This is a genomic window from Plantactinospora sp. BC1 (assembly GCF_003030345.1).
In the GTDB taxonomy this organism is placed as follows: domain Bacteria; phylum Actinomycetota; class Actinomycetes; order Mycobacteriales; family Micromonosporaceae; genus Plantactinospora.
Map to the genome: position 1 here is coordinate 4148064 of NZ_CP028158.1, position 26980 is coordinate 4175043.

General features: G+C 72.2%; 28 protein-coding genes. 11 read left to right on the top strand and 17 right to left on the bottom strand.

Annotation, left to right across the window (positions count from 1 at the left end; genetic code table 11):
* Window positions 1-22: 22 nt before the first annotated feature.
* Genes C6361_RS18005 through C6361_RS18020 form a run of 4 tightly spaced genes read right to left on the bottom strand, consistent with a single transcriptional unit; the run spans window position 23 to window position 3570 of the window.
* On the bottom strand, window positions 23-1318 hold the full coding sequence (locus C6361_RS18005) for a metallophosphoesterase (RefSeq protein WP_107268421.1): 1296 nt from the start codon (window positions 1316-1318) through the stop codon (window positions 23-25).
* Window positions 1319-1325: 7 nt separating this feature from the next.
* The gene (locus C6361_RS18010; RefSeq protein WP_107268422.1) at window positions 1326-1589 is read right to left on the bottom strand and encodes a MoaD/ThiS family protein; all 264 of its coding nucleotides are present in this window, start codon (window positions 1587-1589) and stop codon (window positions 1326-1328) included.
* A gap of 2 nt (window positions 1590-1591) precedes the next feature.
* Window positions 1592-2662 carry a GTP 3',8-cyclase MoaA gene (moaA, locus tag C6361_RS18015; RefSeq protein WP_107268423.1) on the bottom strand — a complete coding sequence of 357 codons (1071 nt, stop codon included), beginning with the start codon at window positions 2660-2662 and terminating at the stop codon, window positions 1592-1594.
* A gap of 17 nt (window positions 2663-2679) precedes the next feature.
* On the bottom strand, window positions 2680-3570 hold the full coding sequence (locus C6361_RS18020) for a fructosamine kinase family protein (protein WP_107268424.1): 891 nt from the start codon (window positions 3568-3570) through the stop codon (window positions 2680-2682).
* Between the two features lie 58 nt (window positions 3571-3628).
* Here C6361_RS18020 and C6361_RS18025 point away from each other — a divergent pair, with 58 nt between their 5' ends.
* Window positions 3629-4159: a GNAT family N-acetyltransferase gene (locus C6361_RS18025; RefSeq protein ID WP_234359552.1), complete on the top strand. Its 531-nt coding sequence runs from the start codon at window positions 3629-3631 to the stop codon at window positions 4157-4159.
* 187 nt (window positions 4160-4346) lie between these two features.
* Complete coding sequence (locus C6361_RS18030; protein WP_159079371.1) at window positions 4347-5945, top strand: hypothetical protein; 1599 nt, start codon at window positions 4347-4349, stop codon at window positions 5943-5945.
* Between the two features lie 93 nt (window positions 5946-6038).
* Here the strand turns inward: C6361_RS18030 and C6361_RS18035 are convergent, their stop codons facing one another.
* Both C6361_RS18035 and C6361_RS18040 read right to left on the bottom strand, forming a co-directional pair.
* On the bottom strand, window positions 6039-6230 hold the full coding sequence (locus C6361_RS18035; RefSeq protein WP_107268426.1) for a DUF397 domain-containing protein: 192 nt from the start codon (window positions 6228-6230) through the stop codon (window positions 6039-6041).
* A complete protein-coding gene (locus C6361_RS18040; RefSeq protein ID WP_159079372.1) occupies window positions 6221-7006 on the bottom strand; it encodes a helix-turn-helix transcriptional regulator in 786 nt (261 codons plus the stop codon). The genes C6361_RS18035 and C6361_RS18040 overlap by 10 nt, the downstream gene beginning before the upstream one ends.
* A 262-nt stretch (window positions 7007-7268) precedes the next feature.
* Between C6361_RS18040 and C6361_RS18045 the strand changes: the two genes are divergently transcribed.
* The 3 genes from C6361_RS18045 to C6361_RS18055 all read left to right on the top strand — a co-directional run bounded on the left by C6361_RS18045 (window position 7269) and on the right by C6361_RS18055 (window position 9874).
* Entirely contained in the window at window positions 7269-7730 is a 462-nt protein-coding gene (locus tag C6361_RS18045; RefSeq protein ID WP_234359553.1) for a hypothetical protein, read from the top strand.
* Window positions 7731-7801: 71 nt separating this feature from the next.
* Window positions 7802-8857: a DUF4192 domain-containing protein gene (locus C6361_RS18050; protein WP_107268428.1), complete on the top strand. Its 1056-nt coding sequence runs from the start codon at window positions 7802-7804 to the stop codon at window positions 8855-8857.
* A gap of 225 nt (window positions 8858-9082) precedes the next feature.
* A complete protein-coding gene (locus tag C6361_RS18055) occupies window positions 9083-9874 on the top strand; it encodes an alpha/beta fold hydrolase (protein WP_107268429.1) in 792 nt (263 codons plus the stop codon).
* A gap of 11 nt (window positions 9875-9885) precedes the next feature.
* On the opposite strand, the gene C6361_RS18060 is transcribed toward C6361_RS18055, so the two are convergent.
* Together C6361_RS18060 and fdhD are read right to left on the bottom strand one after the other, a co-directional pair.
* Window positions 9886-10299, bottom strand: coding sequence for a nuclear transport factor 2 family protein (locus C6361_RS18060; protein ID WP_107268430.1), 414 nt, complete (start codon window positions 10297-10299; stop codon window positions 9886-9888).
* A 113-nt stretch (window positions 10300-10412) separates the two neighbouring features.
* Window positions 10413-11270, bottom strand: coding sequence for a formate dehydrogenase accessory sulfurtransferase FdhD (gene fdhD, locus C6361_RS18065; RefSeq protein WP_107268431.1), 858 nt, complete (start codon window positions 11268-11270; stop codon window positions 10413-10415).
* Between the two features lie 59 nt (window positions 11271-11329).
* Here fdhD and C6361_RS18070 point away from each other — a divergent pair, with 59 nt between their 5' ends.
* Together C6361_RS18070 and C6361_RS18075 are read left to right on the top strand one after the other, a co-directional pair.
* Window positions 11330-12109: a molybdenum cofactor guanylyltransferase gene (locus C6361_RS18070; RefSeq protein ID WP_107268432.1), complete on the top strand. Its 780-nt coding sequence runs from the start codon at window positions 11330-11332 to the stop codon at window positions 12107-12109.
* Complete coding sequence (locus tag C6361_RS18075; RefSeq protein ID WP_234359554.1) at window positions 12106-12438, top strand: DUF6457 domain-containing protein; 333 nt, start codon at window positions 12106-12108, stop codon at window positions 12436-12438. Before C6361_RS18070 ends, C6361_RS18075 begins: the two co-directional genes overlap by 4 nt.
* A 128-nt stretch (window positions 12439-12566) precedes the next feature.
* Here C6361_RS18075 and C6361_RS18080 read toward each other — a convergent pair whose 3' ends face one another.
* The gene (locus C6361_RS18080) at window positions 12567-13145 is read right to left on the bottom strand and encodes a PadR family transcriptional regulator (protein WP_159079373.1); all 579 of its coding nucleotides are present in this window, start codon (window positions 13143-13145) and stop codon (window positions 12567-12569) included.
* An 82-nt stretch (window positions 13146-13227) separates the two neighbouring features.
* Between C6361_RS18080 and C6361_RS18085 the strand changes: the two genes are divergently transcribed.
* Both C6361_RS18085 and C6361_RS18090 read left to right on the top strand, forming a co-directional pair.
* Complete coding sequence (locus C6361_RS18085; protein WP_107268434.1) at window positions 13228-14124, top strand: PHB depolymerase family esterase; 897 nt, start codon at window positions 13228-13230, stop codon at window positions 14122-14124.
* 135 nt (window positions 14125-14259) lie between these two features.
* Entirely contained in the window at window positions 14260-15366 is a 1107-nt protein-coding gene (locus C6361_RS18090; protein ID WP_107268435.1) for a hypothetical protein, read from the top strand.
* 52 nt (window positions 15367-15418) lie between these two features.
* Here C6361_RS18090 and C6361_RS18095 read toward each other — a convergent pair whose 3' ends face one another.
* From C6361_RS18095 to C6361_RS18105, 3 genes are all read right to left on the bottom strand, one after another.
* Window positions 15419-17458, bottom strand: a complete 2040-nt coding sequence (locus C6361_RS18095) for a beta-propeller domain-containing protein (protein WP_107268436.1) — start codon at window positions 17456-17458, stop codon at window positions 15419-15421.
* Between the two features lie 163 nt (window positions 17459-17621).
* Window positions 17622-18986 (bottom strand): glycoside hydrolase family 6 protein, encoded by a 1365-nt coding sequence (locus tag C6361_RS18100; RefSeq protein ID WP_107262547.1) that lies wholly within the window; start codon window positions 18984-18986, stop codon window positions 17622-17624.
* Between the two features lie 484 nt (window positions 18987-19470).
* Window positions 19471-19929 (bottom strand): Lrp/AsnC family transcriptional regulator, encoded by a 459-nt coding sequence (locus tag C6361_RS18105; protein WP_107262548.1) that lies wholly within the window; start codon window positions 19927-19929, stop codon window positions 19471-19473.
* A 106-nt stretch (window positions 19930-20035) separates the two neighbouring features.
* On the opposite strand from C6361_RS18105, the gene ddaH reads away from it, so the two are divergent.
* Window positions 20036-20821 (top strand): dimethylargininase, encoded by a 786-nt coding sequence (ddaH, locus tag C6361_RS18110; protein WP_107262549.1) that lies wholly within the window; start codon window positions 20036-20038, stop codon window positions 20819-20821.
* A gap of 58 nt (window positions 20822-20879) precedes the next feature.
* On the opposite strand, the gene C6361_RS18115 is transcribed toward ddaH, so the two are convergent.
* Window positions 20880-22091 (bottom strand): ABC transporter substrate-binding protein, encoded by a 1212-nt coding sequence (locus tag C6361_RS18115; protein ID WP_107262550.1) that lies wholly within the window; start codon window positions 22089-22091, stop codon window positions 20880-20882.
* A gap of 46 nt (window positions 22092-22137) precedes the next feature.
* Complete coding sequence (locus C6361_RS18120) at window positions 22138-22989, bottom strand: S9 family peptidase (RefSeq protein ID WP_107262551.1); 852 nt, start codon at window positions 22987-22989, stop codon at window positions 22138-22140.
* Window positions 22990-23102: 113 nt separating this feature from the next.
* On the opposite strand from C6361_RS18120, the gene C6361_RS18125 reads away from it, so the two are divergent.
* The gene (locus C6361_RS18125; RefSeq protein ID WP_107264412.1) at window positions 23103-23705 is read left to right on the top strand and encodes a bacterial proteasome activator family protein; all 603 of its coding nucleotides are present in this window, start codon (window positions 23103-23105) and stop codon (window positions 23703-23705) included.
* A 71-nt stretch (window positions 23706-23776) separates the two neighbouring features.
* Here C6361_RS18125 and C6361_RS18130 read toward each other — a convergent pair whose 3' ends face one another.
* From C6361_RS18130 to serS, 3 genes are all read right to left on the bottom strand, one after another.
* Window positions 23777-24655 (bottom strand): HAD family hydrolase, encoded by an 879-nt coding sequence (locus C6361_RS18130; protein WP_107268437.1) that lies wholly within the window; start codon window positions 24653-24655, stop codon window positions 23777-23779.
* A complete protein-coding gene (locus C6361_RS18135) occupies window positions 24655-25476 on the bottom strand; it encodes an HAD family hydrolase (protein ID WP_107268438.1) in 822 nt (273 codons plus the stop codon). The genes C6361_RS18130 and C6361_RS18135 overlap by 1 nt, the downstream gene beginning before the upstream one ends.
* A 153-nt stretch (window positions 25477-25629) precedes the next feature.
* Window positions 25630-26886 (bottom strand): serine--tRNA ligase, encoded by a 1257-nt coding sequence (gene serS, locus C6361_RS18140; RefSeq protein ID WP_107268439.1) that lies wholly within the window; start codon window positions 26884-26886, stop codon window positions 25630-25632.
* Between the last annotated feature and the right edge of the window lie 94 nt (window positions 26887-26980).

Here is a 26980-nt window from a genome sequence, read left to right on the forward strand (position 1 = left end):
CCGCACCCGCCGGGGTGTGGGGTCAGGGGGAGCGGAGTTCGACGAGGGTGACCTGCGGTGGGGCGCCCACCCGGACGGGTGGGCCCCAGAAGCCGGCGCCGTTGGTGACGTAGAGCTGGGTGCCGTCGATGGTGGCGTGCCCGGAGACGACCGGCTGCTGCAACCCGACCACCAGGTTGAACGGCACGATCTGGCCGCCGTGGGTGTGCCCGGAGAGTTGCAGGTCGACGCCGTGTCTCGCCGCCTCGTGCACGTTGATCGGCTGGTGGGCGAGGAGCACCACCGGACGGCTCGGGTCGCGGCCGCCCAGCGCGGCGTCGAAGTCGGGGCCGGTCGCGAACCCGAGCCCCTCACCGGCCGGGTCGTTGACCCCGGCGAGGTCGAGGGCGCCGCCCCGGGCGAGGATCTCCTCGCGGCGGTTCTGCAACACCCGCAGCCCGATCCGGTCCAGCTCGACCACCCACTCCTCGACCCCGGAGTAGTACTCGTGGTTGCCGGTGACGAAGAAGCTGCCGTACCGGGACCGCAGGTCGCGCAGGGGCGCGGCGGCGGGGCCGAGTTCGCCGACGGTACCGTCGACGAGGTCACCGACCACCGCCACCAGGTCGGCGTCGAGCCGGTTGATGGTGGCCACGATCCGCTCGGTGTGCGCCCGGCCGGTCAGTGGTCCGATGTGGATGTCGGAGACGGTGGCGATCCGCAGCCCGTCCATGCTCCGGGGGAGTTTCGCCAGCGGGATCCGGACCCGGTCGATCTGCGGCGGGCCGAGGGCGGTGCGGACGCCGTACCCGACGACTCCGGTCGCGGTGAGCCCGGCGAAGATCGCGGCGCTCCGGGCGAGCAGCAGCCGGCGGCCCGGGTCGTGGTCGGGCGCGGGTGCGGGTGCGGGTGCGGGCGTGGCTCCGATGTCCGTGCCGGCGACACCGCCGGGTGCGACGTCCGTGCCGCCGACACCGCCGGTCAGGGCGCCCTCCGACTCGACACCGACCGGGGTGGCCGCCGGTACGACCGCCCGGATGCGGCGGCGCAGCGCCAGCCTGGCCACCAGCATCGGGATCTCCAGCACGGCCAGCAGGACGAGCAGATAGAACATGACGGCGAGCCAGAGGTAGCCCGGCCAGGCCAGCCAGTAGAAGCCCTGCCGGGTGCCGACCAGTGTCGCCGGGGTGAGCAGGGCCAGCACCAGCACGGTCACGCCGCCGGCCCGGCGCCAGCGCCCCGGCCGGGTGGTGTCCCGGACCAGCCGCTTCCAGAGGTAGAGGTGGATCAGGCCGGTGACCAGCGCCAACGTCCCGACGAAGCCGAGCACACCGATCACGGGTGCCTCAGCCGCCGGCGAACGGCGGCAGGACGTCGACCGTGGCGCCGACCGGCAGCGGCGCCTGCCGGTCGTGCCAGGTGACGCCATCGACCAGGAAACTCGCCATCTTGAGCACGGTGGCCAGCCGCTCGCCGTGCCGGTCGACCAGCTCACCGGCGAGCTGGTCGAGGCTGCCGCCGCCCGGCACGGTCTCCTCGGGTACGCCGGCCGCGGCCCGCGCGGCGGCGAAGTAGCGTACGACCAGGGTCGGTGTGGAGTCCACGGTCATCCTCAGCCGCCGATCGCCGACATCGGCCGGGCCGGTTGCAGGAACGTCGGGTCGTCGATGCCGTGCCCGGCCCGCTTGCCCCACATCGCCACCCGCCACCGTTCGGCGAGTTCGTCGTCGGAGGCACCGCCGCGCAGCGCGGCCCGCAGGTCGGACTCGTCGGTGGCGAAGAGGCAGTTGCGCACCTGCCCGTCGGCGGTGAGCCGGGTCCGGTCGCAGTCGCCGCAGAACGGCCGGGTCACGCTGCCGATCACGCCCACCCGGGCCGGTCGGCCGGTGGCGTCCGTCCAGCCCTGCACGAGCCAGGTCTCGGCCGGTGCCCCGCCCCGCTCGGCCGGATCCGGCAGCAGGGTGAACTCGGCCCGCAGCGCGGCGAGGATCTCCTCGGCGGTGATCATCGTCGACCGGTCCCAGCCGTGCTGGGCGTCCAGCGGCATCTGCTCGATGAAGCGGAGCTGATAGCCGTGCCGCAGCGCGAAGCGGAGCAGCTCCGGGGCTTCACCGTCGTTGACCCCGCGCATCAGTACCGAGTTGATTTTCACCGGGGCCAGTCCGGCGGCAACCGCCCCGGCCAGCCCGGCCAGTACGGCGTCCAGCCGGGGTCGCCGGGTCAGCTCGGTGAAGCGGGTCGGGTCGAGGCTGTCCAGCGAGACGTTCACCCGGTCGAGCCCGGCCTCGCGCAGCGGCCCGGCGAGCCGGTCCAGCCCGATCCCGTTGGTGGTCAGCGAGATGACGGGCCGGGGCGAGAGCGCGGCGACGGCGGCGACGATCTCCGGCAGCCCGGGGCGGATCAGCGGCTCGCCGCCGGTGAACCGGACCTCGGTCACCCCGAGCAGGCGTACCGCGATGCCGACCAGGCGGACGATCTCGTCGTCGGTCAGCACCTCCGACTTCGGCAGCCAGGGCAGCCCTTCGGCCGGCATGCAGTAGGTGCACCGCAGGTTGCACCGGTCGGTGAGCGAGACCCGCAGGTCGGTCGCCGCCCGGCCGAACCGGTCGACGAGGCCCCCGACGTCCGGCCGGTCCGCCGACGTCCGGTCCGGTACTCCCCCGGATCGAACGGGAATGGTCATCGCTCGACGGTAGCGCGTCAGACCGACAGTGCGGCGCGAGCCGCCCTACCTACCGCATCCCGGTACGCCGCACCGAAGAGCGCGGTGTGCACGAGCAGCAGGTGGAGCTGGTGCACCGGTACCCGTTCCCGCCAGCCGTCGGCGAGTGGCCACACCTCCTGGTAGGCGTCCACGATCGTCTCCAGGTGCGGGGCGCCGCCGAAGAGCGCGAGCTGGGCCAGGTCGGTTTCCCGGTGCCCGCCGTGCGCCGCCGGGTCGACCAGCCAGGCCCGCCCGTCGGCGCCCCACAGCAGGTTGCCCGGCCACAGGTCGCCGTGGATCCGGGCGGGCGGCTCGGCGCCGCCGTACCCGTCGATCCGGGAGATCACCAGCTCGACCAGGGTGACCTCGGCCGCGGAGAGCGCGCCGTTGTCGACCGACTGCCGCAGGTAGGGCACGAGCCGGTGCTCGCCGAACCAGACCGGCCACGGGCCGGCGGACGGGGTGTTGTCCTGCGGCAGCGCCCCGACGAAGCCGGGCCAGTCCGCGCCGAAGGTGTCGGCGCCGGCCCGGTGCAGCGCGGCCAGCTCGGCACCGAACCGCGCGGACGCCGCCGGGGTGGCCTCGCCCGGCTCCACCCACTCCAGGGCCAGCAGCTCCGGCAGCGCCGCGATCACCTCCGGCACCGGGACCGCGCCGGCCGCGCGCAGCCAGCGCAGCCCGGCCGCCTCGGTGGCGAAAAAATTCTCGGGTACGGCTTCGGCGGCCCCCTCCGGCCAGGACTTGGCGAAGACGGAGTTGCCGTCGTCCAGGGTGAGTCGGGTGGCGGTGCAGATGTCGCCACCGGGCACCGGCGTCTCCCGGATCCGCTGGTGGGTGAGGAATAGCGGAAGCTGCCCGGGATGCTCCCGCAGGTACGCCAGGTCCATCTGGGCAAGGTAGCTCTTCGTCGACCGCTCTTGGCCAACCAGGTGTCGCGGCGCGGCGATGGGGAGTAGATATGAGAACGTGGCCGCCACCGCGATCCGACCGTACCGGCCGGCCGACCATCGGGCCGGTCGGCGGCTCTGGGCCGAGTTGGCCGAGCAGCACCGCGAGCTGTACGAGGATCCGACCTTCGGCGGCACCGACCCGGGCGCGGCGTTCGAGGAGTACCTGACCCGGCTGGACCTCTCCGGCGTGTGGGTGGCGGAGCGGGGCGATGCCGGCGTGGTCGGGCTGGTCGGTCTGATCATGGACGGCCGGGACGGCCGGGTCGAGCCGGTGGTGGTGACCGCCCGGCTCCGGGGCCAGGGGATCGGCCGGGCGCTGCTCGACCAGGTGGCCGAGGAGGCTCGGCGGCGCGGGCTGGCCCGGCTCACCGTGAAGCCGCAGTCCCGCAACGTGGAGGCGCTGCGCTGCCTGCGCGGCGCCGGCTACGACGTGCTTTCCGCGATCGAGTTGACCGTCGAGCTGCGGCCGCGCTCGGGTGCCCGCCGTGACCCGATCGAGCTGCACGGGCAGCAGTTCCACACCTGACCCGGAGGGCGCAGAAGGTTCCGAATGGTCAACCTCTGCCGTGCGCCCACGGCCTCTCCACACCAGGGAGAGGCCGTATTCACGTTGCGTCCTGGCGTGCACCTAATACGCTGCGTGCTGCCGGCAACACAGCGGCCCGCGCCGACCGGACTATCGCGGTCCGGCCGCACGTCTACGGGGAGGACACATGGCTGCTGCGCGTCTTCGCGCAGTCTCACGCATCCTGGCCACCACCACAGCGGCCACGGTGCTACTCGGGGCGGCGGCCGCACCGGCCGCCGCGGCGGCGAAACCGAAGATCACCTTCTCAGGCATCGCATTCGCGACGGACCAGGTCGACACCACCACCGGTGGTACGGCCGTCACCCTGAACTGGACGGTGAACGATACGTCGACCACTGCCCGCGACCTCAGCGGCAGCATCTACGTGCAGCGTTACAGCGGTACCACCGCGATCGGGCCGGTCGAGCAGATTCGGTTCGGTCTCAACGGCGGCTGGCCCGTCGTCGGGCCGCACACGGGCGGGATCGCCAGCTCCTCCTACGCGTACGACTTCCTCGTGACCGAGTACGGTCCGGCTGCGCCGGTGACCTACCGCGTCACCAAGATCACCGCGACCGACGACCAGGGCACCACGCGGACCCTGTCCGGCGCCAAGATCGACCCAGCGGCCGTGCTGGCCGCCACCCAGACCCCCGACACCGCGCCGCCGGGGATCGAGATGGTCTGGCTCGACCCGCCAACCAAGGCCCACATGTACGACGACGGCTCCGGTACAACCCTGCGCTACGGCGTAAACATCAAGGACGACCCGGGGGCGGGCTTCTGGAAGGGCCGCATCGTGCTGGACGGTCCCGGCGCCGCCGAGATCGTCGCGCCGATCACCCTGTCGTACAGCAACCAGGGCGGAATGCTCTGTGGGGACAGGCAGAACTGGGAAATTTGGCACGTTCAGTGCCAGGTGCCGGTGACGCTGCCGCCGGGTAGTCCCACCGGCGAATGGAGGGTGAAGGCGGTCAACCTGACCGACCGGGCCGGCAACACCAAGCGCTACACCGGCATCGACGTGCCGACGGTGCGGGTCACCCGCAACGAGGCGATCAGCGCCACCGGATTCGCGCTGAACCCGACACAGGTGAACAACTGGCGCGAGCCGGCGACGACCACGCTGACGTTCACCGCGAGCGGAGTACAGGGCGAGTTGACCGCCACGGTCGAGACCACGACCTGCTCGACCTGGAACCAGGTGCTGACCGAGGGACCGGCTGGCACGTACTCGCTGCCGGTGGTGATGAGCCAGCTAAGCGACTCATGCACCATCGACGGCATCCTGTTCACCGACACGGCCGGTTCGGTCTCGGTGTACGGCACCCACTACGGGGGGCCGGCGCTCGACCTGCGGGCCACTCGGGTGCCCGACCCGACCCGGCCGGTGGCGATCGCGGCGGCACTGAGCCGCACCGAGGCCGCTCCGGGGGAGGTGGCCCACGGCATCAGCGTCCATGTCACCATCGACGACGTAACGCTCGCTCCGGTGGATGGGTTCTCGACCACCATCTACAACTCCCTCGGCCACTCGGTGGGCGGCGCGTACGGCGGCATCAACGTCGGGTCAGACGGGCGCCTCTCGCTGCCCGTCAGCTTCCGCAGCCTGCCGCCGGGGACGTACACGGTGGGCTTCACACTCACCACCTCGGCCGGCAACAGCGCATCGTGGGGCTATCCCAACGGCGGTACTCCGGCACCGTCCGGGCCGCTGGTGTTCACCAGCCTGCCAGCGGCCTGACCTACCACACAGCGGTAAGTGCGGCCTGCTCCCCGTTCGGGAGTGGGCCGCACCTTTTGGCTATTCGAGTGCCGGCCGTTGTCCTGGCCCGCGCTACCGCCGGTGTGTGATGCCCGCGACGAAGGCGTGCCAGGCGGTGGGGGTGAAGGCGAGGTTGCCGCCGTCGCGGTCCTTGCTGTCCCGGACGAGTACGCGGCCGGGCAGGTTGTCCGCGACCTCGACGCAGTCCCCACCGTTCGGGGTGGAACGTGTGCTCTTGCGCCAGGCGGCGTCGGTCAAGTCCATGACTTTGCCACTTCCTTGAGGAGGTCCAGGGATTGGCGAGCTGGCAGTGCGACTGCGCTGACACTATCCCAGACCTCGTGCAGCGTGGCGACCTGGTTTGGGCTGGTCACGGTCTGCCCCACCAGGTGGTTGTCGAGGTAGCCGACGTCCTCGGCATCGGTGAAGCTCGCGAGTGCCAGAGGGCCACCCCAGCCGAGATGCGCCGGGGCGTCGGCAGGAATCACCCGGATGGTGATGTTGGGCCGCTCCGTGAGCGTGATGAGGTGCCGGATCTGCTCCGACATGATTTCCGGCTCGCCGCGTCGAAGCGCCAGTTCCTCGATGATGGCAGAGACGCGAGGCGGGTTGGTGCGATCAAGAATGTCCTGGCGGCTCACCCGGAGCTGAACCTTGCGCTCCAACTCGTCGGTTTGCAGCGGACTACATGAGAGAACCATTCGCGCGTACCGCTCGGTTTGGAAGAGTCCGGGGATCACCAGTGCGCCGTAGAGCCGTAGGGCGGTGGCCTTCTCCTCGTACTCCAGCCAGGGGCGCAACCAGACCGGGGCGAGTTCCTGCTTGACGAAGCTCTCGTAGAAGACCGCCAGCGACGTGCCGAACTCGTTGTCGACAGCCTGGAGATAGTCGAGCTTGACCGGCCGGGTGCCTCGCTCGACGGCGCTGACGTGCTGCGGCGAGAAGTAGAGGCGTGATCCCCACTCGTCCTGGCTGAGCCCCTCGACCGTCCTCCGGCGCCGCAATTCCCATAGCAGAAATTCGCTGGCTGACATGTTCATTCGCACTCTCCGACTCTCTACGAGGGATGCCCGATTCTCTACGTCCGAATACCTCCGTGGCCGGTCTGACCACCCGACCGTCGCCCATCTTCCCCAGTCCGTCATCCGGAGTCCAGAGTGGAAGGCAGGCGCATTCGTCCGGATCCGTAACGCGATCCCCCCGAAAGGACGGGCGGATGTGCGCGGGGGTGCATCGGTGTGTACGCCACCGATGCACCCCCGCATCCAACGCGTCGCAGCGGGCGGAGGAAGGCACCATGGAATGGCGATCACGATCGAATTCGACACACCGTCGGGATTGGCGCAGATGGTGGCGCTATTGCCGGTGCGGGCTCCGTTGGCGTTGCCCCGACTCGGCCGCGCCCGCGCCGTTCCGCGTGCCGCGCCTGCGGGCCAGGAACTCACGGTGGTGAGCCGCCGGCCGTACGCCCGGTTCCGGCCGCACACGCCGATCCGGCCGCCGTTCCGTTGCCGCGAGTGCGGCGGACCCTGGCCGTGTCAGCCGGCCCGGCTGGTGCTGCTGGCGATGTACCGCGACGACCGGCACCGGTTGGCCGTCTTCCTGGCCAGCCGGCTGCTGGCGGCGATCGAGGACCAGCCCGGCCGGGAACCGATGGATCTCGCCGCACGGTTTCTGGGTTGGCTTCCTCCGATATCGACTAGGTTCGATGCAACTGGCGGCGGGTCGCGTCCGGCGGCTGAGCAGCCGAAATACGGAGAGTAGCTGTGGATAGCTTCGGGCGTGTCATCCACAGGGGTCCCGGCCGGGCTGCCCGGCTCGGCACGCTGCCCGCTATGACGCCGATCGATCGAGCCGTCCTCGCCGTCCGCTCGACCACCGACCTGCTCGCCGCCGTGCCCTACCTGCTGGGCTTCCACCCGGCCGACAGCGTGGTGGTGATCGCGCTGCGCGGCAACCAGGTCGTCTTCGTCGCCCGTGGCGACCTCCCCGGTGGCACGGCCGGGCCGGCGGCCGGCGGCGAGGTCGACGAGGCCGCCGCACAGGTCGCGGCGGTCGTCGCCCGGCAGCGGGTCGAGACCACGACCGTCATCGGGTACGGCGAACCGGCCCGGGTCACCCCGGCGGTCGACGCGGTGACGGCCGCCCTCGGTCGGGTCGGGCTGCCGGTGCTCGAAGCGCTCCGGGTGACCGGTGACCGCTACTGGTCGTACCTGTGCGGGGACGCCGACTGCTGTCCGGCCGACGGGCGCCGGTTCGACGCCTCGACCAGTCAGTTGGCGGCGGCGGCCACCTTCGCGGGCCAGGTCGCGCTCCCCGACCGGGACGCCCTGGCCCGGCGGATCGCCCCGGTCGAGGGTCCGGCCCGGGAGGCGTTGCGGGAGGCGGCCAGACGGGCGGAGTACCGCCTCGGCACCCTGCTCGGCAAGGCCCCGCCCGGGGATCCACAGGGCCGCCGGGCGCTGCGCCGGACCGGCCGTACGGCGGTGCGCAGGGCGCTGCACCGGCACCGTACGGGCGGTCAGCTCACCGACGACGAGGTGGCCTGGCTCGGCCTGCTCCTGGTGCACCTGCCGGTCCGGGACGACGCCTGGCAGCGGACCGGTGGCGAGGAGTGGCACCTCGCGCTCTGGACGGACGTGCTCCGGCGGGTCGAACCCGACCTGGTGCCCGCCCCCGCCAGCCTGCTCGGCTTCGCCGCCTGGCGGGCCGGCCAGGGCGCCCTGGCCGGCGTGGCGGTGGAGCGTGCGTTGCAGGCGCAGCCCGACTACTCGTTCGCAAAGCTCCTGTCCGAGGCGTTACAGGCCGGGATCGGCCCCTCCGTACTCGACGACTGGCCCGGATCCGACCGCGCCGAGCCACCGCCCCGGCCGGGTGACGAGCCCGGATGACGATGCTCGCGGCCCTCGGAGCAAGGGCCTGCCCACCTGCGGGCTCGGCTCAGTGTCGGGGTCGTCGCGGACGCTGACGTTGGGTGAGGACGATTGGCCGCCGATCGGCATGTCGATACGCAGGGTGACGGTAGCCTGATCACGTGACCTTGCTCGGACGCCGCCTCCAACCTGTGCGCCTCCTGTTCGCGCCTGCTCAGTGCAGCCCTGGCGATCGGAGCCGACATGGTTGACCCGGACGGGCGGTACCTCGGCGGACTGGCCGCCGACCGCCACGGCACGGACGACGACGGCCGGCCGCCGCTGGTCCTGCTGCACGGCCTGACCTACGACCGGCGCCAGTGGGGGCCGGTCCTGCGTGAGCTGGCCGCCATCGACCCGGACCGGCGGGTGATCGCCGTCGACCTGCCCGGGCACGGCGATTCGCCGGGCCGTGAGTCGTACGACACGGGCGAGGTCGTGGAGGTCCTGCACGGCGCGGTGACGGAGGCCGGCCTCGACCCGCCGATCGTGGTCGGCCACTCGCTCGGCGGGATGCTGGCAACGATCTACGCCGCCCGCTACCCGGCCCGAGGCGTGGTGAACGTGGACCAGCCGCTGCTGGTCGGCGCGTTCGGCACGGTGGTGCGCCGAGCCGAGCCGGTACTGCGCGGGCCGCAGTGGCAGCAGGTCTGGGAAACGATGCTCGCCCGGATGGACATCGACCTGCTGCCCGAGCCCGCCCGGGAACTCGTCCGTACGGCGACCACGCCACGGCAGGATCTGCTGCTCGGCTACTGGGGCGAGGTCCTGGTGCACAGCGCCGAGGCGCTCGGGGAGGAGCGGACCCGGGACCTGGCCCAGATCCGCTCCCGCGGCATCCCGTACGACTACGTGGTGGGCAACGAGCCGGATCCGGCGTACCGGCGGTGGCTGGAGTCGGCGCTGCCCGATGTCACGATCACCGTCGTACCGGAGAGCGGTCACTTCCCGCACCTCGCCCGGCCTGCGGAGGTCGCCCGGATCCTGGCCCGCTGACCCGTGGCGGGTCAACCGGGCTCGCAGGCCAGCGCGACGGCGAGGCTGTCCTCGTAGACGTGGTGCCGGACGATCAACCCGTCCTCGACGGTGAGATGGAGCGCGAACCGGGTGTTGAACCGCTTCCCGGTGGCCCGTACGGTCTGCGCGGTCTCGCCGATCACCACCGCGTCCGGGCCGTCCACCAGGATCCGTTCGATCGTGGCCGAGCCCTGCCCCGGCACGCTGCTCGCGGCGAGGGTCCGGTGGTGGTCGACGACGTCCGCCCGGCTGCTCCGGGGCCGGATCCACGGCACCGCCGGGTGGGTCGGCTCGGGCCAGTTGACCTTCCAGTCGACCGCCTCGGCGTAGAGCGCGGCGGTCCGCTCCGGGTCGCCGGCACCGATCCGGCGCAGCAGTTCCTCGACGGTGGCTCGGGTGTCCATGACATGCCTCCAGTGCCTGATCACGCTTGCCGGTCGAGACTGCCAGCGCGCACGTCCGCTGGCGATTACCTGGCAGGTAGGGCGGCAGGGGTGGAGACGGGCGCGGGTGCCGGTCAGACGGTGATCCGGGCGTCTCCGGCGTACACGTTCATGGTGCCGCCCCGGAGGAAGCCCACCAGGGTCATCCCGGCCTCGGTCGCCAGCTCGGCGGCGAGGGTGCTCGGCGCGGAGACGGCGGCGAGCAGCGGGATGCCGGCCATCCACGCCTTCTGGGTGAGTTCGAAGCTGGCCCGTCCGGAGACCAGCAACAGGTGCCCGCGCAGCGGCAACCGCTGCTCCCGGACCGCCCAGCCGATCACCTTGTCGACCGCGTTGTGCCGGCCCACGTCCTCGCGGAGCACGACGAGTTTCCCGTCGGCGGTGAAGAGCCCCGCGGCGTGCAACCCACCCGTCCGGTCGAAGCCGCGCTGCGCGGCCCGGAGCTGGTCGGGCAGGTCGGCGAGGGTACGCGCCGGCACGCTGACCGGGTCCGTCGACACGTCGTGCCGGGACCGGGTACGGACGGCGTCGATGCTCGCCTTGCCGCACACCCCGCACGAGCTGGTGGTGTAGAAGTTCCGGGCCGGATCGGTGGCCGGTGCCGGTACGTCGTCGGCGAGGACGATGTCCACCACGTTGTAGGTGTTCGGGGTGTCGGTACCGGCACAGAGCTGCGCCGTGCGTACGTCGTCGGCGGTCCGGACGATCCCCTCGGTGAGCAGGAACCCGATCGCCAGGTCGATGTCGTCGCCGGGGGTACGCATGGTGACCGCCAGCGGGGCGCGCCGGTTCGGCCCGGCCGGACCCACCCGGATCTCCAGCGGCTCCTCGGCGGCGAGATTGTCCTGCCGGCGCACCGAGACCCGGCCACCCGCCTCCGCCGAGTCGAGGTCTATCCGCAGTACGCTCCGCCGACCACTGGCTCGTCCCATGCCCCAATCCTGCCTCGCGGCCGGCGGTATCCCGCCGTAGCCCCGGTTACCGTTACCGGATGACCGCAGCCGGGCCGCCCGCCGAACCCCGCCCAGCCGGCGGAACCGCGCCGCCGGTCGAGCCCCGGCCGGCCCAACTCTCCGCCGGGCCCCGGCCGGGCCGACTCTCCGGCGGCCAGCAGCCGCCCGGCTTCGCAACGTTGGTGCTGGCCGGTGGGGCGGCCCGCCGGATGGGTGGGGTGGACAAGCCGGCGCTGCCGGTGGGCGGTCGCCCGATGCTGGACCGGGTGCTCGCGGCGGTCGCCGACGCCGACCTCCGGGTCGTGGTCGGCCCGGCCGGCGAGCTACCGACCGGGGTACGCGCGACCCGGGAGCAGCCGCCCGGCGGCGGACCCGTCGCGGCGGTCGCCGCCGGCCTGGCCACCCTGCTCCCCGACACCGCCCCGCCCGACACCGCCCCGCCCGACACCGCCCCGCCCGACACCGCCGACGCAGGGGTCGTCGCGCTGCTCGCCGCCGACCTGCCGCTGCTCACCGCCGACGCGGTACGCCAGCTCCGTACCGCGCTGTCCCGGGCTCCCGGTGCCGACGGCGTGGTCTACGTCGACGACGCCGGCCGGGCGCAGTTCCTCTGCGGGGTCTGGCGGGTCGGCCCGCTGCGGGCCGCGTTGGCCCGGCTGGCCGCCGGCCGGGGCGGCGTCCTCACCGGTACGTCGATGCGCGCCCTGGTCGCCGAGCTGACCGTGACCGAGGTGGCGTGGCGAGGCTCGGGCCCGCCGCCCTGGTTCGACTGCGACACTGACGACGACCTACGCCGGGCCGAGGAGTGGATTCGATGAACGTGATGGACCGTTGGCTGGCGGCAGCCTGTGCCGAACTGCGCCTCGATCCGGCCGAGGTCGACGTGCGTCAGGTGCTCGACCTGGCCCGCGACGTGGCCCACAACGTGCTCCGGCCCGGCGCGCCGGTCACCGCGTACCTGCTCGGGGTCGCGGTCGGTCGTGGCGCGGACCCGGCGGTCGCGGCGGCCGGTCTCGCCGCCCTCGCCGGCCGCTGGCCGGCGGAGCAGGCCGACGCCGATCCCAGAACCGGAGCCGATTCCAGAACCGAAGCCGGCTCCAGAACCCACGTCGATCCCAGAATCGAGTTCTCCGACCCGGGTGCGTGACTTTTCGCGCCCGTGAAGGTCTTCCTCAACGTCCGGTGACGTTCTCGGGACAGGGGAGGACACCTGCGACGGAAACCCACCCGATGGAGCGGTGGCCCGTTGGTCACCGCAATCGCCGGGCCGGGGTGCTACCGGGACGACTCACGCCGGAGTCGGGCGAGTTCGCTCATCCGCTCGGCCATCCAGTGGCACCAGCGGATCCGGGGCGGTGTGCCGGCCAGGGCCAGTTCCAGGGTCGCGAAGGCGCCGAACTGCGGATGGAGTGGATCGTCCGCGTGCCGGGAGAGCAGGTCGGCGTGCTGTTCCTGGAAGGCGTCCAGCCGGCGCCGGTACGTCTCGGCCTCGGCGAGATAGAACTCGCGCATCCCCTCCGGGTCGGCGGCGGCCAGCGCGTACGTCCTGAGGAGCGTCTCGTCCCGGAAGGCCCGGGGTGCGGGCGGCTCGACCAGCCAGGCGGCCAGCGCCTCCCGGCCGGCGGCGGTGAGCCGGTGGGTCTTGCGCTGCCGTGGGCCCGGACCGGTCTCGGCGTCGTGCTCGATCAGCCCGCTCGCCGACAGCCGGGCCAGCTCGGGATAGATCTGGCTCTGCTGGGCGGTCCAGTAGTAGCCGATCGGTTTGCGCATCCGCTGCACCAGGTCGTAGCCGGTGAGCGGGCCTCGGTGGAGAGCACAGAGCAGGGCGTAACCCAGTGCACTGACGGTAGCCAAACTGTTATCTCCCGCCACGACATCACTATGTCAATTTTGACATAGTCTCCCGACCAGCAACCGCACATCGAACGGGGAACTGATGCGCAGCGTTGGACGATCCATCCTGGCAGCGATCGCCTTGACGGCGGTCATCGGCACGACGACGGCCTGCGGTGCGGCGGACGACGCCGGCAGCGAGACCGACCCGAGCAAGTCCCGGGCCGCCCGACCGGCGGTCTCACCGGCACCCGGCGACCACACCCTGGCGATCGACTGGGCCGGCCAGGAACGGACCTGGGCGGTGCACGCACCGTCGGGTTACCGCCCCGGCCCACCCATCCCGCTGGTGGTCGCCCTGCACGGCACCGACCAGAGCCCCGACCGGCTGCGCGACACCAGCGGGCTGAACGCCCTCGCCGACGCCGAGAACTTCCTCGTCGCCTACCCGAAGGCGCTGAACAGGCAGTTCAGCCGGGTGGCCGAGCAGGGTGACGACATCAACTTCGTGCGGGCGCTGGTCGACAAGATGGTCAAGGAGTGGTCGGTCGACCAGGGCCGGGTCTACGCGACGGGCTTCTCCTCGGGCGCCGAGCTGACGTACGCGCTCGGGGTCGAGGCGGCCGAGGTGTTCGCGGCGATCGCGCCGGTCAGCGGGGCCTTCGCCGGTGGGCCGGCCGCCAGTGACCCGAACTACAAGCCCGGCAAGCCGGTCTCGTTGATCACCTTCGTCGGCCGGGAGGACCGCAACTCCTCCCGGATCTACAGCGGGCTGTCCCGCTGGCAGAAGAACCTCGGCTGCACCGTCGGGACGCCGACCTGGGTCGACCCGGGCAGGACGGTGAACCGGACGGCCAGCACCTGCCCGGACGGCAGCCAGGTCGTCGACTACACGGTGAACGGAATGGGTCACGCCTGGCCGTCGGCGAGCGGCTACCGGACCGCCGTGGACGCCACCGCCGCGATGTGGGAGTTCTTCGCCGCGAACCCCCGCCGCTAGCGTCGGCCCGCGCCGAGGGGCTGTCCTCCGGAGTACTCCGGGACAGCCCCTCTAGTGTCCGATCGGGGTCCGCACTGTCCCGGCCAACCGGTCGGCTGGGTAGGGTGTGCGGTGCCCTGACGGACGGAGGCGGTTATGGCGGCTGACAAACCTGCGGCGCCGCGGGACGAAGTGGCCGAGGGGAACCCGGCCGAGCACCACGAGTCGATCCTGCTCGACGAGCCGACCACCGCGGACCTCCGGGTCAAGGTGACCGAGGCCTGGCAGGAGTTCGCCCGGGCGCTCGCCGAGCAGCTACGCGGCCTGCCGACCGGTACGCAGATCGCGCTCACCCTCGACCCGACCGCCTCCGGCACCGGGGACGCCGTCTACTCGGTGAGCATCGAGATCGGCGAGGACGACCGGATCGACCTGCGGGCCGTGGGCAACACCGCCCTGCCCCAGGGGTACCGGCTCGACCGGGCCGCGATCGCCGACATGATCGCGCTCGGCTGGTCGCCGCCCGGGGTGGTCGAGGGTTCCGGCGGGCACTTCGGGATGCGGGCCAGCACGACCGAGGCGGGTCGGCTCGCCACCACGGTCTCGCGGACCCTGCGCGACGTCTACGGCGCACCGCACCCGGCCTTCCTCGTCTTCCTGGTCCACGACGAGTCCGACGAACCGGTCGCGGTCGAGCCGCTCGGCACCGCCCGGCCCGAGGTCGCCGCGGATCCGACCGCCGACCTCGACCTCGACGAGGCGCTCGCGGCGGCCCGGGCCGCGCAGAGCGGCAACGACGCGCTGGCCCTGGAGGACCGGGTCCGCACGGTGGTCTCGGCGATGTTGAAGTCGTCGGCGGACCAGCTCCAGGTCGACTCCGACGGCGACATCGGCATCCGGGCCGGTTCGGCGATGGTCTTCGTCCGGGTCCGGGACAACCCCCCGCTGGTCGACGTCTTCTCCCCGGTACTCACCGAGGTCGAGCCGACCGAGCAGCTCTACGTCAAGCTCTCCGAGCTGACCAACCGGATGCCGATCGGCCGGCTCTACTGCACCAACGACACCGTCTGGGCCTCCATCCCGGTCTTCGGCCGAAACTTCCAGCCGACCCACCTGATGCTCGCCGTCCAGGTGATGACCGGGCTCGCCGACGAGCTGGACGACCGGCTGCACGGCGAGTTCGGCGGCCGGCGGTTCTTCGGCGAGGGCGACAAGGCGCAGCACCGGGAGACCGGCGAGCACCGGACCGGGATGTACCTGTAACCCCCTCGGAAGGGTCACCGGTAACACCCGGTCCGGGGCGCGCCGCGCCCGGCTAGATCCGGATCACGCCCAGCGTGCCGAGGGTGCCGAGGTCGGTCGCCTTGATGGCGCCGTCGGAGACGGTCCAGAGCACCCCGTCGACCATCAGCGATCGGCGGATCATCCCGCTCGACTCCGTCGTCCGGACCTCGGCGTGCTCGACCAGCCCGGATTCGGTGAAGCCGCCGTCGGCGACCCGCAGCACCAGGGCGCCGCCGCCGGGTTCGACCCTGCCGTCGATGCCCGCCTGCGCGTACGTGGTCAGCGGCACCACCAGGGTGTTCGTGGCCGGCCAGTAGAGGAAGGCGTGCGGGTCGAACTCGGCCTCGGAGTGGCCGTACCGGACGTGGTGCTGGGCGATCCGGGTCGGCTTCGCGGGATCGGAGACGTCGAAGAGGGAGACCTGGGTGCCCTCGGTCCGCCCCTGCCGGCTCGCCTCCTGGCCGATCCCGATCAACCGTCCACCGCCGATCGGGTGCAGGTACGACGAGTACCCGGTGATCTTCAGCTCGCCGGTCACCTTCGGGGACCGGGGATCGCGCAGGTCCACGGTGTAGAGCGGATCGGTCTGCCGGAAGGTCACCACGTAGCCGGTCCCCTCGGCGAACCGCACGCTGTAGATGCGTTCGCCCTTGCCCAGCCCGGTGACCCGGCCGGTCTCGGTCAGCGTCCGCCCGTCGGCGCGCAGCACGTAGACGGCGGAGCTGGACTTCGGGTTCTGTCCCCAGGTACGCCCGCTGGTGGTGGCCACCCGCAGGTGCCCGTCCCACTCCGAGAGCGCGTACTGGTTGATCAGCCAGCCGGGCACGGTGGCGGCGGTGACGTAGCGGGGCCGGTCGGAGCCGGAGATGTCGAACTGGTAGATGTCGGTCTGCTCGTCCTTCGGGTCGGGCGCCCGGTCGTCGGCGGTCAGCGCCGGCAGCACCCGCCAGCGCTGGTCGCTGGCGAGATAGAGCCGCGATCCGTTGCTGTAGACGGTGTCGCCGTCGGCGGCGACCGCCACCGGGTCGCCGTCGCCGAGGCCGGCCGCGTTGAGGTCGAAGCTGAGCAGGGTGACCAGCGAGGTACCGGAGTAGACCGCCGGCCGGCTCAGCCGGTCGCAGCCGACCCGCCCGGTGCTGGTCTGCCCACCGGTGCTGGTCTGGTAGCGGGGCAGCCAGGCGTCGATCGGCGCCTGGTCGATGATCTTCCGGTTGGCGGCGAGGTTCTTCTTCTCGTCGGCCGGCCCCGCCCCCTTGTTCAGCGGGAAGTCGAGCCGGGGCCAGGAGCGGACCACCACCCGGACGGTCGGACCGACCTGGCGGGCGTCGACCAGGCCGCCGTCGATCCGGTAGTCGCCGACGATCTTCGGCGGGCCGGCCAGGTCGACCAGGATCAGCCGGGGGCCGACGATGGCCTGCTGCCGGTCGTCGGCGGGCGGCACGCCGGGCCGGCCCCGCCGGATCGCCCCGGGCTCGACGGCGCCGTGCTCCCGGGCCAGCACCAGCGCGCGGTCACCGTGCAGCAGCAGGTTGGTCTCGGCCCAGCCGACGTCCGGGCCGGAGTCGAGCTTCAGCGTGCCGGTCAACCGCCGGCTCGCCGGATCGACCACCCGCAGCGTGCCCCGGCTGACCGTGACGATGCGCCGGCCGTCGGTCTTCACCAGGTCGGGCTCGTCCACCCCGGCCTCGTGGGTGTTGGTCCCCGAGTAGCCGGACCCGGCATCGGGGGCGGCGGCGTTGTCCCGGGTCAACCCCGCCGCGTCGGCCCCGGCGGCCCGCTCGGCGCCACCGTCGTTGCCCCGGAACGTCTGTTCCATTCCACCGCCGGCGAAGCCGTACGGCCCGACGTACGCCCTGGCGGCGGCGCGGAGCCCGGCCAGCGCGCTCGGGCAGGAGTCGAAGGCGACCAGTCGCAGCCCGCTGGCCGGTACCCCACTGTCGCGCGGGGGTGCCGGCGGAGCGGGATCCGGCCCGGAGGTGCAGCCGGTGAGCAGCGTGCCGGTCAGCGCCAGGCCGGCGACGAACGCCGTACCGACGGCGGCGCCGGATCGAGTTCCCCGTTCGGGTGTCATGCCCGGTTCGACGCGCCGACCCGCGCCCACGGTTCCCGACCGGTGGCTCCCGGTCCCCATCCGCGAACCTGGTGCGGCCGACGTCGGTCGACCGCACCAGGTCCCCTACCGCTGCTGCCGGGTCAGATCCTCCGGTGGAGCAGGGCGAGAGCCGTCCGGGGAATCACAGCGGCGGGTAGGCGTTGCGGAGCAGTTCCTGGAACTGGGCCTCGAACCAGTGCCCGGAGAGCGGGGCGTCCGGCAGGGCACCGGACATGTTGTACTGGTTGCGCGGGTTGCCCTCGTACGTCGGGTCGCACATCCGGTCGAAGCCCTTGCCCTCGTCGTTCTGGATCTCCCGGCTGGCGCCGTCCGACTCGCCCGGGGGCTTGATCCAGACGTACGCGTCGATGCCGTCCTCGGGAGCAGCGGTCGGCCGCTCGCCGATGCCGGCACCGGCCTGGTTGCACCAGTTGCCGAGGTGGATCCGGCGGTCGATGCGCGACTCGTTGACGAAGATCTCCGGGTCGGTCGAGCTGCTGGCCCGGGTCGGCCGGTCCGGGCCGCCCCAGCCGTTGCGGGAGGTGTCGATCAGCATCCCGATGTCGTCGTTGAAGCCGACCGAGATCAGCTCGTCCCGGTACGCCTGGGCGTAGGACAGCTCGTCGACGTACCGGTTCCAGTCGACGAAGGTGCTGGCCTCGCGGACCGGCCGGCCGCCGACCACGGTGTTGGCGTCGAAGAACTCCTCGCGCAGTACGCCGTAGTTGGCGGTGTTGCTGATGAAGCCGTGCACGTCGTCCACGGTGGCGCCGGCAGCGGTCGCCGCCTCGTGGAAGAGTTGTGCGGCCGGGCCGAAGTTGTCGTCCCAGCCGAGCCAACCGTGGTGACCGATGTCGATGTAGTTGTAGGTGTTCGGCAGTGATCCGAGCTGGGCCAGCGCGTAACCGACGCCCTCGACGTAGTTGCCGTTGGCCAGCATCTCGTCGCACTCCGGCGTCGCGGTTTCCCGCGAGCCCACGTTGGTGATCAGGTTCGGCAGCGAGTCGATTTCGATGATGTTGACGATCCGCAGTTCGGCGTAGGCGGGATCGCCCATGATCTCGACGATCGGGTCGATGTACTCGGACTTGTAGACGTCGATGTCGTCCGGACCCAGTTCGCCGTTGGAGGCCAGCGCGGCGCAGTCCCGGCCGGGCAGGTTGTAGATGACGATCTGGATCAGGTCGGCGCCCTGCTCCACCGCCGTGTCCAGGTGCTCGCGCAGGCCACGGGCGCCTTCGGTGCCGGTGATCGCGGCGCGGCGGTCCATCCAGACGCCGGTGGGCTGGTCGGCGATCGCCGCACCGCCGCTGGCGGTGGCCTTCGCGGCCCAGTCCGGGTTCACGTAGACGGTGGCCCCCTCGTAGGGGTTGTCCACCCTGGGAGCGGCGCTGGCCTGGCCGGCCGGGGCCAGCAGCAGACCGGTGACGAGGGAGAAGGCCGCGGCGGCGGCCAGCCCGCGACGGGCCGGCGACCACTTACCCCGGGATAAGGGGTTGGTGTCCATCTTGATTACTCCTCGCGACGATGACGTCCGCCGTTCCGGCCCTGGTGGGGCACTACGGCGGCTCGTTCGGATCGGGTGGTGCGGTACCGATCGCCCGCCTCCGCGGTAGCGGGTTCCGGCGTCGCGGTCGCCCATTTCCTGATATCGGCTGCCCTGGGCGACGTAATGTTCTTGCCCGGCTCGCGACTCAAGTACCAATTGATGGCCATCATTACATGGGCACGCTCCCACCGCAACCGTAAGGAAACAGGGCAGAAATATCAACGTGATCGAATGCCGCATCTGCGCCGGTCAGTCGCAATATGGAGCGACTCGAATTCGATCGTGATCAAGTCCCGCTAAAGGCACGCCGCGTCGTACCCGACCCGCCCGGCTACGCTGAGTAGCGCACGGGGTGGGTCGTCCGTCCGACGGTCGGCGACGGCGCCGGGCAGGTCGCGCCGACACCGCAGCGGGCGCCGACGACCGCCGTGCCCGCCTCCGGTCAGGCCGGGGCGGGGACCACGGTGGGCGAGTCGACCAGCCGGGACAGCACGATCATGCTCCGGGTCGAGGTGACGAAGGGCTCGGCCCGGAGCCGTTCGAGGGCCTGCTCCAGGTGGGCGATGTCGGCCGCCCGGAGGTGGACGAGCGCGTCCGCCTCGCCGGAGACGGTGTAGGCGGCGACCACCTCGGGATGCCGCCGGGTCGCCACGGTGATCTGGGTCGGGGTGGTCCGCCCGGTGCAGAAGAGCTCCACGAACGCCTCGGTGCTCCAGCCGACCGCCGCCGGGTCGATGACGGTGGTGAATCCCCTGATCACGCCGGCCGCGCGCAACCGGTCGACCCGCCGCTTCACCGCCGGTGCCGAGAGCGAGACCCGGGCGCCGATCTCCGCGTACGAGGCGCGGGCGTCGGCGACGAGTGACGCAATGATTCTCTGGTCCACGCCGTCGATCTGCAACGTTCCGCCTCTTCCAGGCAACACTTCTGGCTGTTAGTAAAGCTGTACCCTACCTACCCTTGGATCCGTGAACCAGCCGAGGATCCCAAGAAAGCGGACATATCTCATGTGTCCGCCGGAGTACTTCACCGTGGAGTACGCGATCAACCCGTGGATGGACACCAGCACCCCGGTCGACCGGGAGCTGGCCGTCAAGCAGTGGCACGGGTTGCGGGAGACGCTGCTCGGCCTCGGTCACACCGTGCACGAACTCGGCCCCGAACCCGGCCTGCCGGACATGGTCTACGCGGCCAACGGCGCCTTCGAGGTCGACGGCACCGTCTACGGCGCCCGGTTCCGGCACCCCCAGCGGGCCGCCGAGGCCGGCGCGCACCGGACGTTCCACGAGGCGCGGGGAGCCCGGTTCGTGGCGCCCGCCGAGATCAACGAGGGTGAGGGCGACTTCACCTACCTGCCGGAGGCGCACGGCGGGCTGATCCTCGCCGGGTACGGCTTCCGGACCGAGCCGGCCGCGCACGCCGAGGCGCAGGAGGTACTCGGCCGTCCCGTCGTCTCGCTGCGCCTGGTCGACCCGCGCTTCTACCACCTCGACACCGCGCTGGCCCCGCTCGACGACGGCAACATCGCGTACTTCCCGGAGGCGTTCTCGGTCTCCGCCCAGCGGGTGCTCGCCCAGCTCTTCCCGGACGCGGTCCGGGCCGACGAGGTCGACGCCTTCGCGTTCGGGCTGAACCTGGTCAGCGACGGCCGGCACGTGGTGCTCAACGGCGAGGCCAGCGGGATGGCCGCCAAGGTCGCCGCCGCCGGCTACCTGCCGGTCCCGGTCGAGCTGGCCGAGCTGAAGAAGGGCGGCGGCAGCGTCAAGTGCTGCGTCGCCGAACTCCGCGACTGAGCCGGCCGGCCCCGCCGCCCCGGCCGCACCCCGGGGTGGCGCCGGCGGCCCGGGTGGCTCAGCCCAGCGTCGCCAGCTCGCTGATCAGGACGTTGGAGAGCACCTGGCCGTCCGGCTTCACCTCGCGCAGGTACCACTTCTGCTGCGGCGTACGCGGCTGGTTGAACTGCCACGGGCCGCGCGGGCTGTCGATCTGACCGATCCGGCCCAGCGCCAGGTTGAGCTGCAACGGGGTGAGGTTCCCACCGGCGATCCGGATCCCCTTGTCGAGCACCTGCGCGGCGTCGTACGAGGCCATCGCGTAGGTGGTCGGGGTCGAGCCGTGCGCCTTGCGGAAGGCGGAGGCGAACCGCCGGTTGGCCGCGTTGTTGAGGTCGGCGGAGTAGTTGAGGGAGGTCACGATCCCCTGGGCCTCCTGCTTCCGGAGATTGTCCAGCACCGGCCCCTCGGTCAGGAAGCCCGGCCCGTAGATCTGCTTGCGGTAGCCGGCCAGGCGCAGCTTCTTGAGGAACTCGATGGCGGACTCGCCGGAGAAGAAGCAGTAGATCGCGTCCGGGTCGCGGTCGACCAACTGCTGAATGTACGGGGCGAACCCGTTCCGCGCCGGCTTGCCGGGGAAGTACTTCGTCCAGATCACCGGGGCGGAGATCCGCGCGTCGGACTCGCCGAAGCTCTGCCGGAAGCCCTGCACCGAGTCGCGGCCCGCGTCGTAGTCCGGGGCGATGATCGACACCTTGCCGTTCGCCCCGATCTCGTTCTTGACGTACGGCGCCAGTGCCCGCCCCGGCTCGTCGTTGATGTACGACGTACGCCAGATGTAGACCACGCTCTGCAACGTCGACGGGGACGCGTTGGAGCTGATCAGGGGGATCTTCGCCTGCTCCACGGCGTCCCGCAGGCCGGTTATCACCGCCGAGTTGACCACTCCGGTGAGCGCCAGCACCCGCTGCTTGACCAGCTGGTCCAGGGCGGCCCGGCCGGACTCCGGGGTCTCGCCCTCGTCGGCGACGACCAGGTCGACCGGATGACCGCCGAGCCGCTGGTCGTTCAGGTCGAGATAGAGCTGGAAGCCCCGGAGCATCTCGTCGCCGATCGGCCGGTACACGCCGGACTGCGCGGTGATCATGCCGATCCGTACCGGCTCGTCGCTGAGCGGCTCCTCGGCCTCCAGGCCGTCGTCCCGGCCGCACGCGGCGGCCAGCCCGGTGGCGCCGAGCGCGCCGAGCGAGCCCAGCAGCTTGAGCGCTCGTCTGCGGTCCATCTGCGACACGGATCCCTCCCGGGGCGGCGGTGAAGTGCGCAGCCCTCCCGGGGTTCTACCGGGAACGGGATGCTGCGTCAATGCCGCCTGATCTTCCAGCTAGCCAATGTAACTCGGCCAGCACCGCTGGCCACGCCCGGGACAGCGGGTCGATCAGCCCGAAATGCTCGCACTCGGGCAACTCGACGAACCGCAGGTCGGCGTCGTGCGCCCCGGCAGCGTACCGGCGGGTCGCCGCCACCGGTACCTGCCGGTCCAGGGTTCCGTGCACGATCGAGATCCGGACCGGGGGTGCCGCCGAGCGGGCCGGGTCGGCGGCCGCGTAACGCTCCGGGACCTCGTCGGGGCCGCCGCCGAGCAGTGCGGCCACCGCGCCACCGTCCAGGTCGAGCCGGTACGCCTCGGCGAGGTCCAGCACCGGGGCCAGGGCGAGCACCCCGCGTACCCGCTCCGGGGCGCGCAGCGCCGCCCAGAGCGCGAGGTGTCCCCCGGCGGAGTGCCCGAGCAGGATCGGTGGGCCGGGTGCCGTCCCGCCGGCCGGGAGCACGGCTTCGACCAGCCCGGGGAGCGCGGCGATCCCGGCCGCGACGTCGTCGAGGGTGCCGGGCCAGCCGCCACCCGGCTGCCCCGTCCGGCGGTATTCCACCTGCGCCACCGGGTAGCCCCGGCCGGCCAGGTCGGCCGCGAGCGGCCCGGTGTGCCGGCGGTCGTACTCGGCCCGCCAGAAGCCGCCGTGCACGACCACCACCAGTGGCCGGGCCGGCCCGGTGACCCCGGCCGGCAGGCGCAGGTCGGCGACGTGCTCGGGATCGGCGCCGTACCGCAGTCGCAGGTCCGGCGGCGGCGCCGGCCGCCCGAGCACCTCCCGTGGATCGGCGGGTGGTACGGCGCTGCCGTCCTCGGTCATGCTGCCGACCGTACGGTGCCGGTGCGGCCGCAGCTCCCGAGGGGCCGGTGCCGCCGGTGACCGGGGGGTGGGGGGCGCGTGTCGGCGGGGGTGGTTGCGGGAAGATGGTGGACATGACCCACGTGCCACGTTCCCAGGAAGAGAACGACGACTCGGCTCCGGCGGAGAAGCGCCCCGGCGGCGCCGTGCTGGTGGTCGGCCCGGACGGGCGCCCGGTCGGCACCGTGCCGACCGACGGCGAGACGCCTGGCGAGGACCCGGCGCGGTTGATCGAGCAGCCGGCGAAGGTGATGCGGATCGGCAGCATGATCAAGCAGTTGCTGGAGGAGGTCAAGGCCGCGCCGCTCGACGACGCCAGCCGGCACCGGCTGCGGGAGATCCACCAGCGGTCGATCGTCGAGCTGGAGGACGGGCTCGCCCCGGAGCTGCGGGACGAGCTGGAGCGGCTCTCGCTGCCGTTCGGCGAGGACGCCGCGCCGAGCGAGGCGGAGCTGCGGATCGCCCAGGCCCAACTGGTCGGCTGGCTGGAAGGTCTCTTCCACGGCATCCAGGCGGCACTGGTCGCCCAGCAGATGGCGGCCCGGATGCAGTTGGAGCAGATGCGGTCCGGCGGTCGTCCGGCGCTGCCGATGGGCCCCGGCGGCGCACTTCCGGGGATGCCGGGCGGCAACGCCGGGCAACCCGGTGAGGGCCCCGGCCCCGGCCAGTACCTGTAACTCCCCGGCACCGACCGTTCCCGGCCGGGCGCGACCAGCCCGGCCGGGCCGGAGGAAACGGGCGCGGCCGGTCAGGCCGAGCCGGCGATCCGGTCGCCGGACCGCCCGGCCGGTCCGGCGACGTCGGCGCCGTCCGGCTGGTCGGAGTCGAGCAGCGCCTCCAGGTACGCCGCCACCCCGTCCTCCTCGTTGCTCGCCGTCACCTCACCGGCGATCTCCAGTACGGCGGGATGCGCGTTCGCCACCGCCACCGCCCGGCCGACCCAGGTGAGCATCGGTACGTCGTTCGGCATGTCCCCGAAGGCGACCACGTCGGCCGCGTCCACCCCGTGCCGGGTGCAGTACCAGGCCAGCCCGGCCGCCTTGGTCACCCCGGCCGCCGAGATCTCGATCAGCCCGCTGTACGACGAGTGGGTCGCCTCGGCGAGCCCGGCCAGCGCCCCGGCCACCACCTTGACGAAGACGTCCGGGTCCTGGCCGCCGGCCCGGGCCAGCAGTTTCACCGCCGGCAGGGCGTGCAGGTCGGCCGGGGACTCGATCATGCGGATGTCCGGGTAGTCCCGGTCCCACCGCAGCGGATAGTCCACCTCGTGCCGGAACTCGCGGCCGTCGGTCACCTCCACCGCGAAGCTCACCCCGGGCACCTCGGCGCGGAGCCGCTGGACCACCTCGGCGAGCAGGTCGGGCGCGAGCGGATCGGCCCGGAGCACCTGGTCGGTGACCGGGTCGTACACCACGGCGCCGTTGGCGCAGACCGTCGGCAGCGGCTGGCCCAGTTGCTCGTAGACGCGGGAGAGCCAGCGGATCGGGCGGCCGGTCACCAGCACCACGCCGGTGCCCTGGGCGGAGATCCGCGAGATCGCCTCGACCGTACGCGGGCTGATCGTCTGGTCCGCCCGGAGCAGCGTGCCGTCGAGATCCGTGGCCACCAGCCGGGGTAGTCGTCCCATCAACGCGAGAGTAGTCGATCGAGGTAGACCGCTACCCCGTCGTCGTCGTTGCGCAGCGTCACCTCGTCGGCGGCCCGCCGTACCGTGGGGTGGGCGTTGGAGACCGCGACCCGGGCCCAGCCGGCCCACTCGAACATCGGCAGGTCGTTGGGCATGTCCCCGAAGACCAGCACCTCGGCCGGGTCGACGCCGAGGGTCTGGGCCACCACCGCCAGCCCGGTCGCCTTGTCCACCCCGGGCGGGCAGATCTCGATGAAGCCGAGGCCGGCCTGGGTGATCGAGGCCAGCTCCGCCGGTACGATCCGGCGAGCCGTCTCCAGCAGGGTGTCCACGTCGTGGTCGGGGGTCCGGGCGAACGCCTTGATCACGTCGCCGGCCAGGCAGTCGATCCGGGGCCGCGCCTCGAACCGGTCCTGGTAGGGCCAGGTCGCGTCGAAGTCACCCCAGAGCGGCGAGCCCGGGGCGTCCATCGCCTCGACCATCACGGTCAGCGGACCCACCTCGGCCTCCAGCAGCCGGAGCAGCTCGGTGAGGGTCGCGCCGGGCAGCCGCTCGTCCCGGAGGACCACCGGCCCGGCCGGGTCGGTCTGGTCGACCACCCGGCCGCCGCCGGCCATCACCAGGAAGTCGGCGGCCCGGATGTCGTTGCGGGTGAGTTCGGCGAGCCTGGGGCCGCGCCCGGTGGCACCCACCACCGGAATGCCGGCGGCCCGAACCCGGTCCAGCACCTCGTGGGTGTACGCCGAGACGGTCTCGTCGGTGCGCACCAACGTGCCGTCGAGGTCGGTGGCGATCAGCTTCGGCAACCCGGGTCGGGGCATGGCTCCTCCTCCACCCCGCCACCCGCCGCGCTCGACAAGACTGCCGGTTCCGGTCACTGCCGGCCTCGGCCGGCGGTGACGGGGCAGCAACCGTATCTCACCTTCCGAGGTCGCTCCATGACTTTTGTGTGAAGTGCTCTTCACCAGAGGGGATCACTTCGGTTCGAGCACGTCCCGGCCGCCGAGGTACGGCTGGAGGGCCTTGGGGACCCGTACCGAGCCGTCCGGTTGCTGGTGGTTCTCCAGGATCGGCACCAGCCACCGGGTGGTGGCCAGGGTGCCGTTCAGGGTCGCCGCCATCTGCGGGCGGCCCTGATCGTCCCGGTATCGCACGTTCAGCCGCCGGGCCTGGAAGGTGGTGCAGTTGGAGGTGGAGGTGAGTTCCAGGTAGCGGCCCTGTGACGGCAGCCACGCCTCGCAGTCGTACTTGCGGGCCGCGCTGCTGCCCAGGTCGCCCGCTGCCACGTCGAGCACCCGGTACGGCAACTCGACCTTGGCCAGCATCTCCTCCTCCCAGGCCAGCAGCCGGAGGTGCTCGGCGTGCGCCTCCTCGGGGCGGCAGTAGGAGAACATCTCGACCTTGTCGAACTGGTGCACCCGGATGATGCCCCGGGTGTCCCGGCCGTACGAGCCGGCCTCCCGGCGGTAGCAGGACGACCAGCCGGCGTACCGGACCGGCTCGGCCAGGTCCAGGATCTCCCCCGAGTGGTACGCGGCCAGCGGCACCTCGCTGGTGCCGACCAGGAACAGGTCGTCGGCCTCCAGCCGGTAGACCTCGCTGGCGTGCGAGCCGAGGAACCCGGTCCCCTCCATCGCCTCCGGCTTGACCAGCGACGGGGTGACGGTCGGGGTGAAGCCGTATTCCACCGCCTGGGCGACGGCGAGTTGCAGCAGGCCGAGCTGGAGCAGCGCGCCCACCCCGGTCAGGTAGTAGAACCGGCTGCCGGAGGTCTTCGCCCCGCGCTCGACGTCGATCGCCCGCAGCGCCTCGCCCAGTTCCAGATGGTCGCGCGGGTTCTCGATCTCGGGCCGGGTGCCGACCTCGCGGAGGACCACGAAGTCGTCCTCGCCACCGGGCGGAGTCCCCTCCTCGACCACGTTCGGGATCGCGTACTGCGCCCGGCGCAGCGCCGCCTCGGCCGCGCCGACCGCCGCCTCGGCCGCCTTCACCTCGGCGGAGAGTTCCTTGGTCCGGGCGAGCAGCCCGGCCTTCTCCGCCGGGTCGGCCTTCGGCATCCGCTTGCCGAGCTGCTTCTGCTCGGCCCGCAGCGCCTCGAAGCGCCCGACCGCCGCCCGCCGCTCCTCGTCGGCCCGGAGCAGGTCGTCGACCGCGGACTCGGACTCGCCACGGGCACGCTGGCTGGCACGTACGGTATCCGGATCGTCGCGGAGCAGACGCAGGTCAATCACGGGAACCGAGCCTACCGGTGCGCGGCCGGCCAGGTGTATCGAGATACGCCCGCCAGAACCGCCGCCGGTCCGGACCCGTGCCGACCCCGGCCAC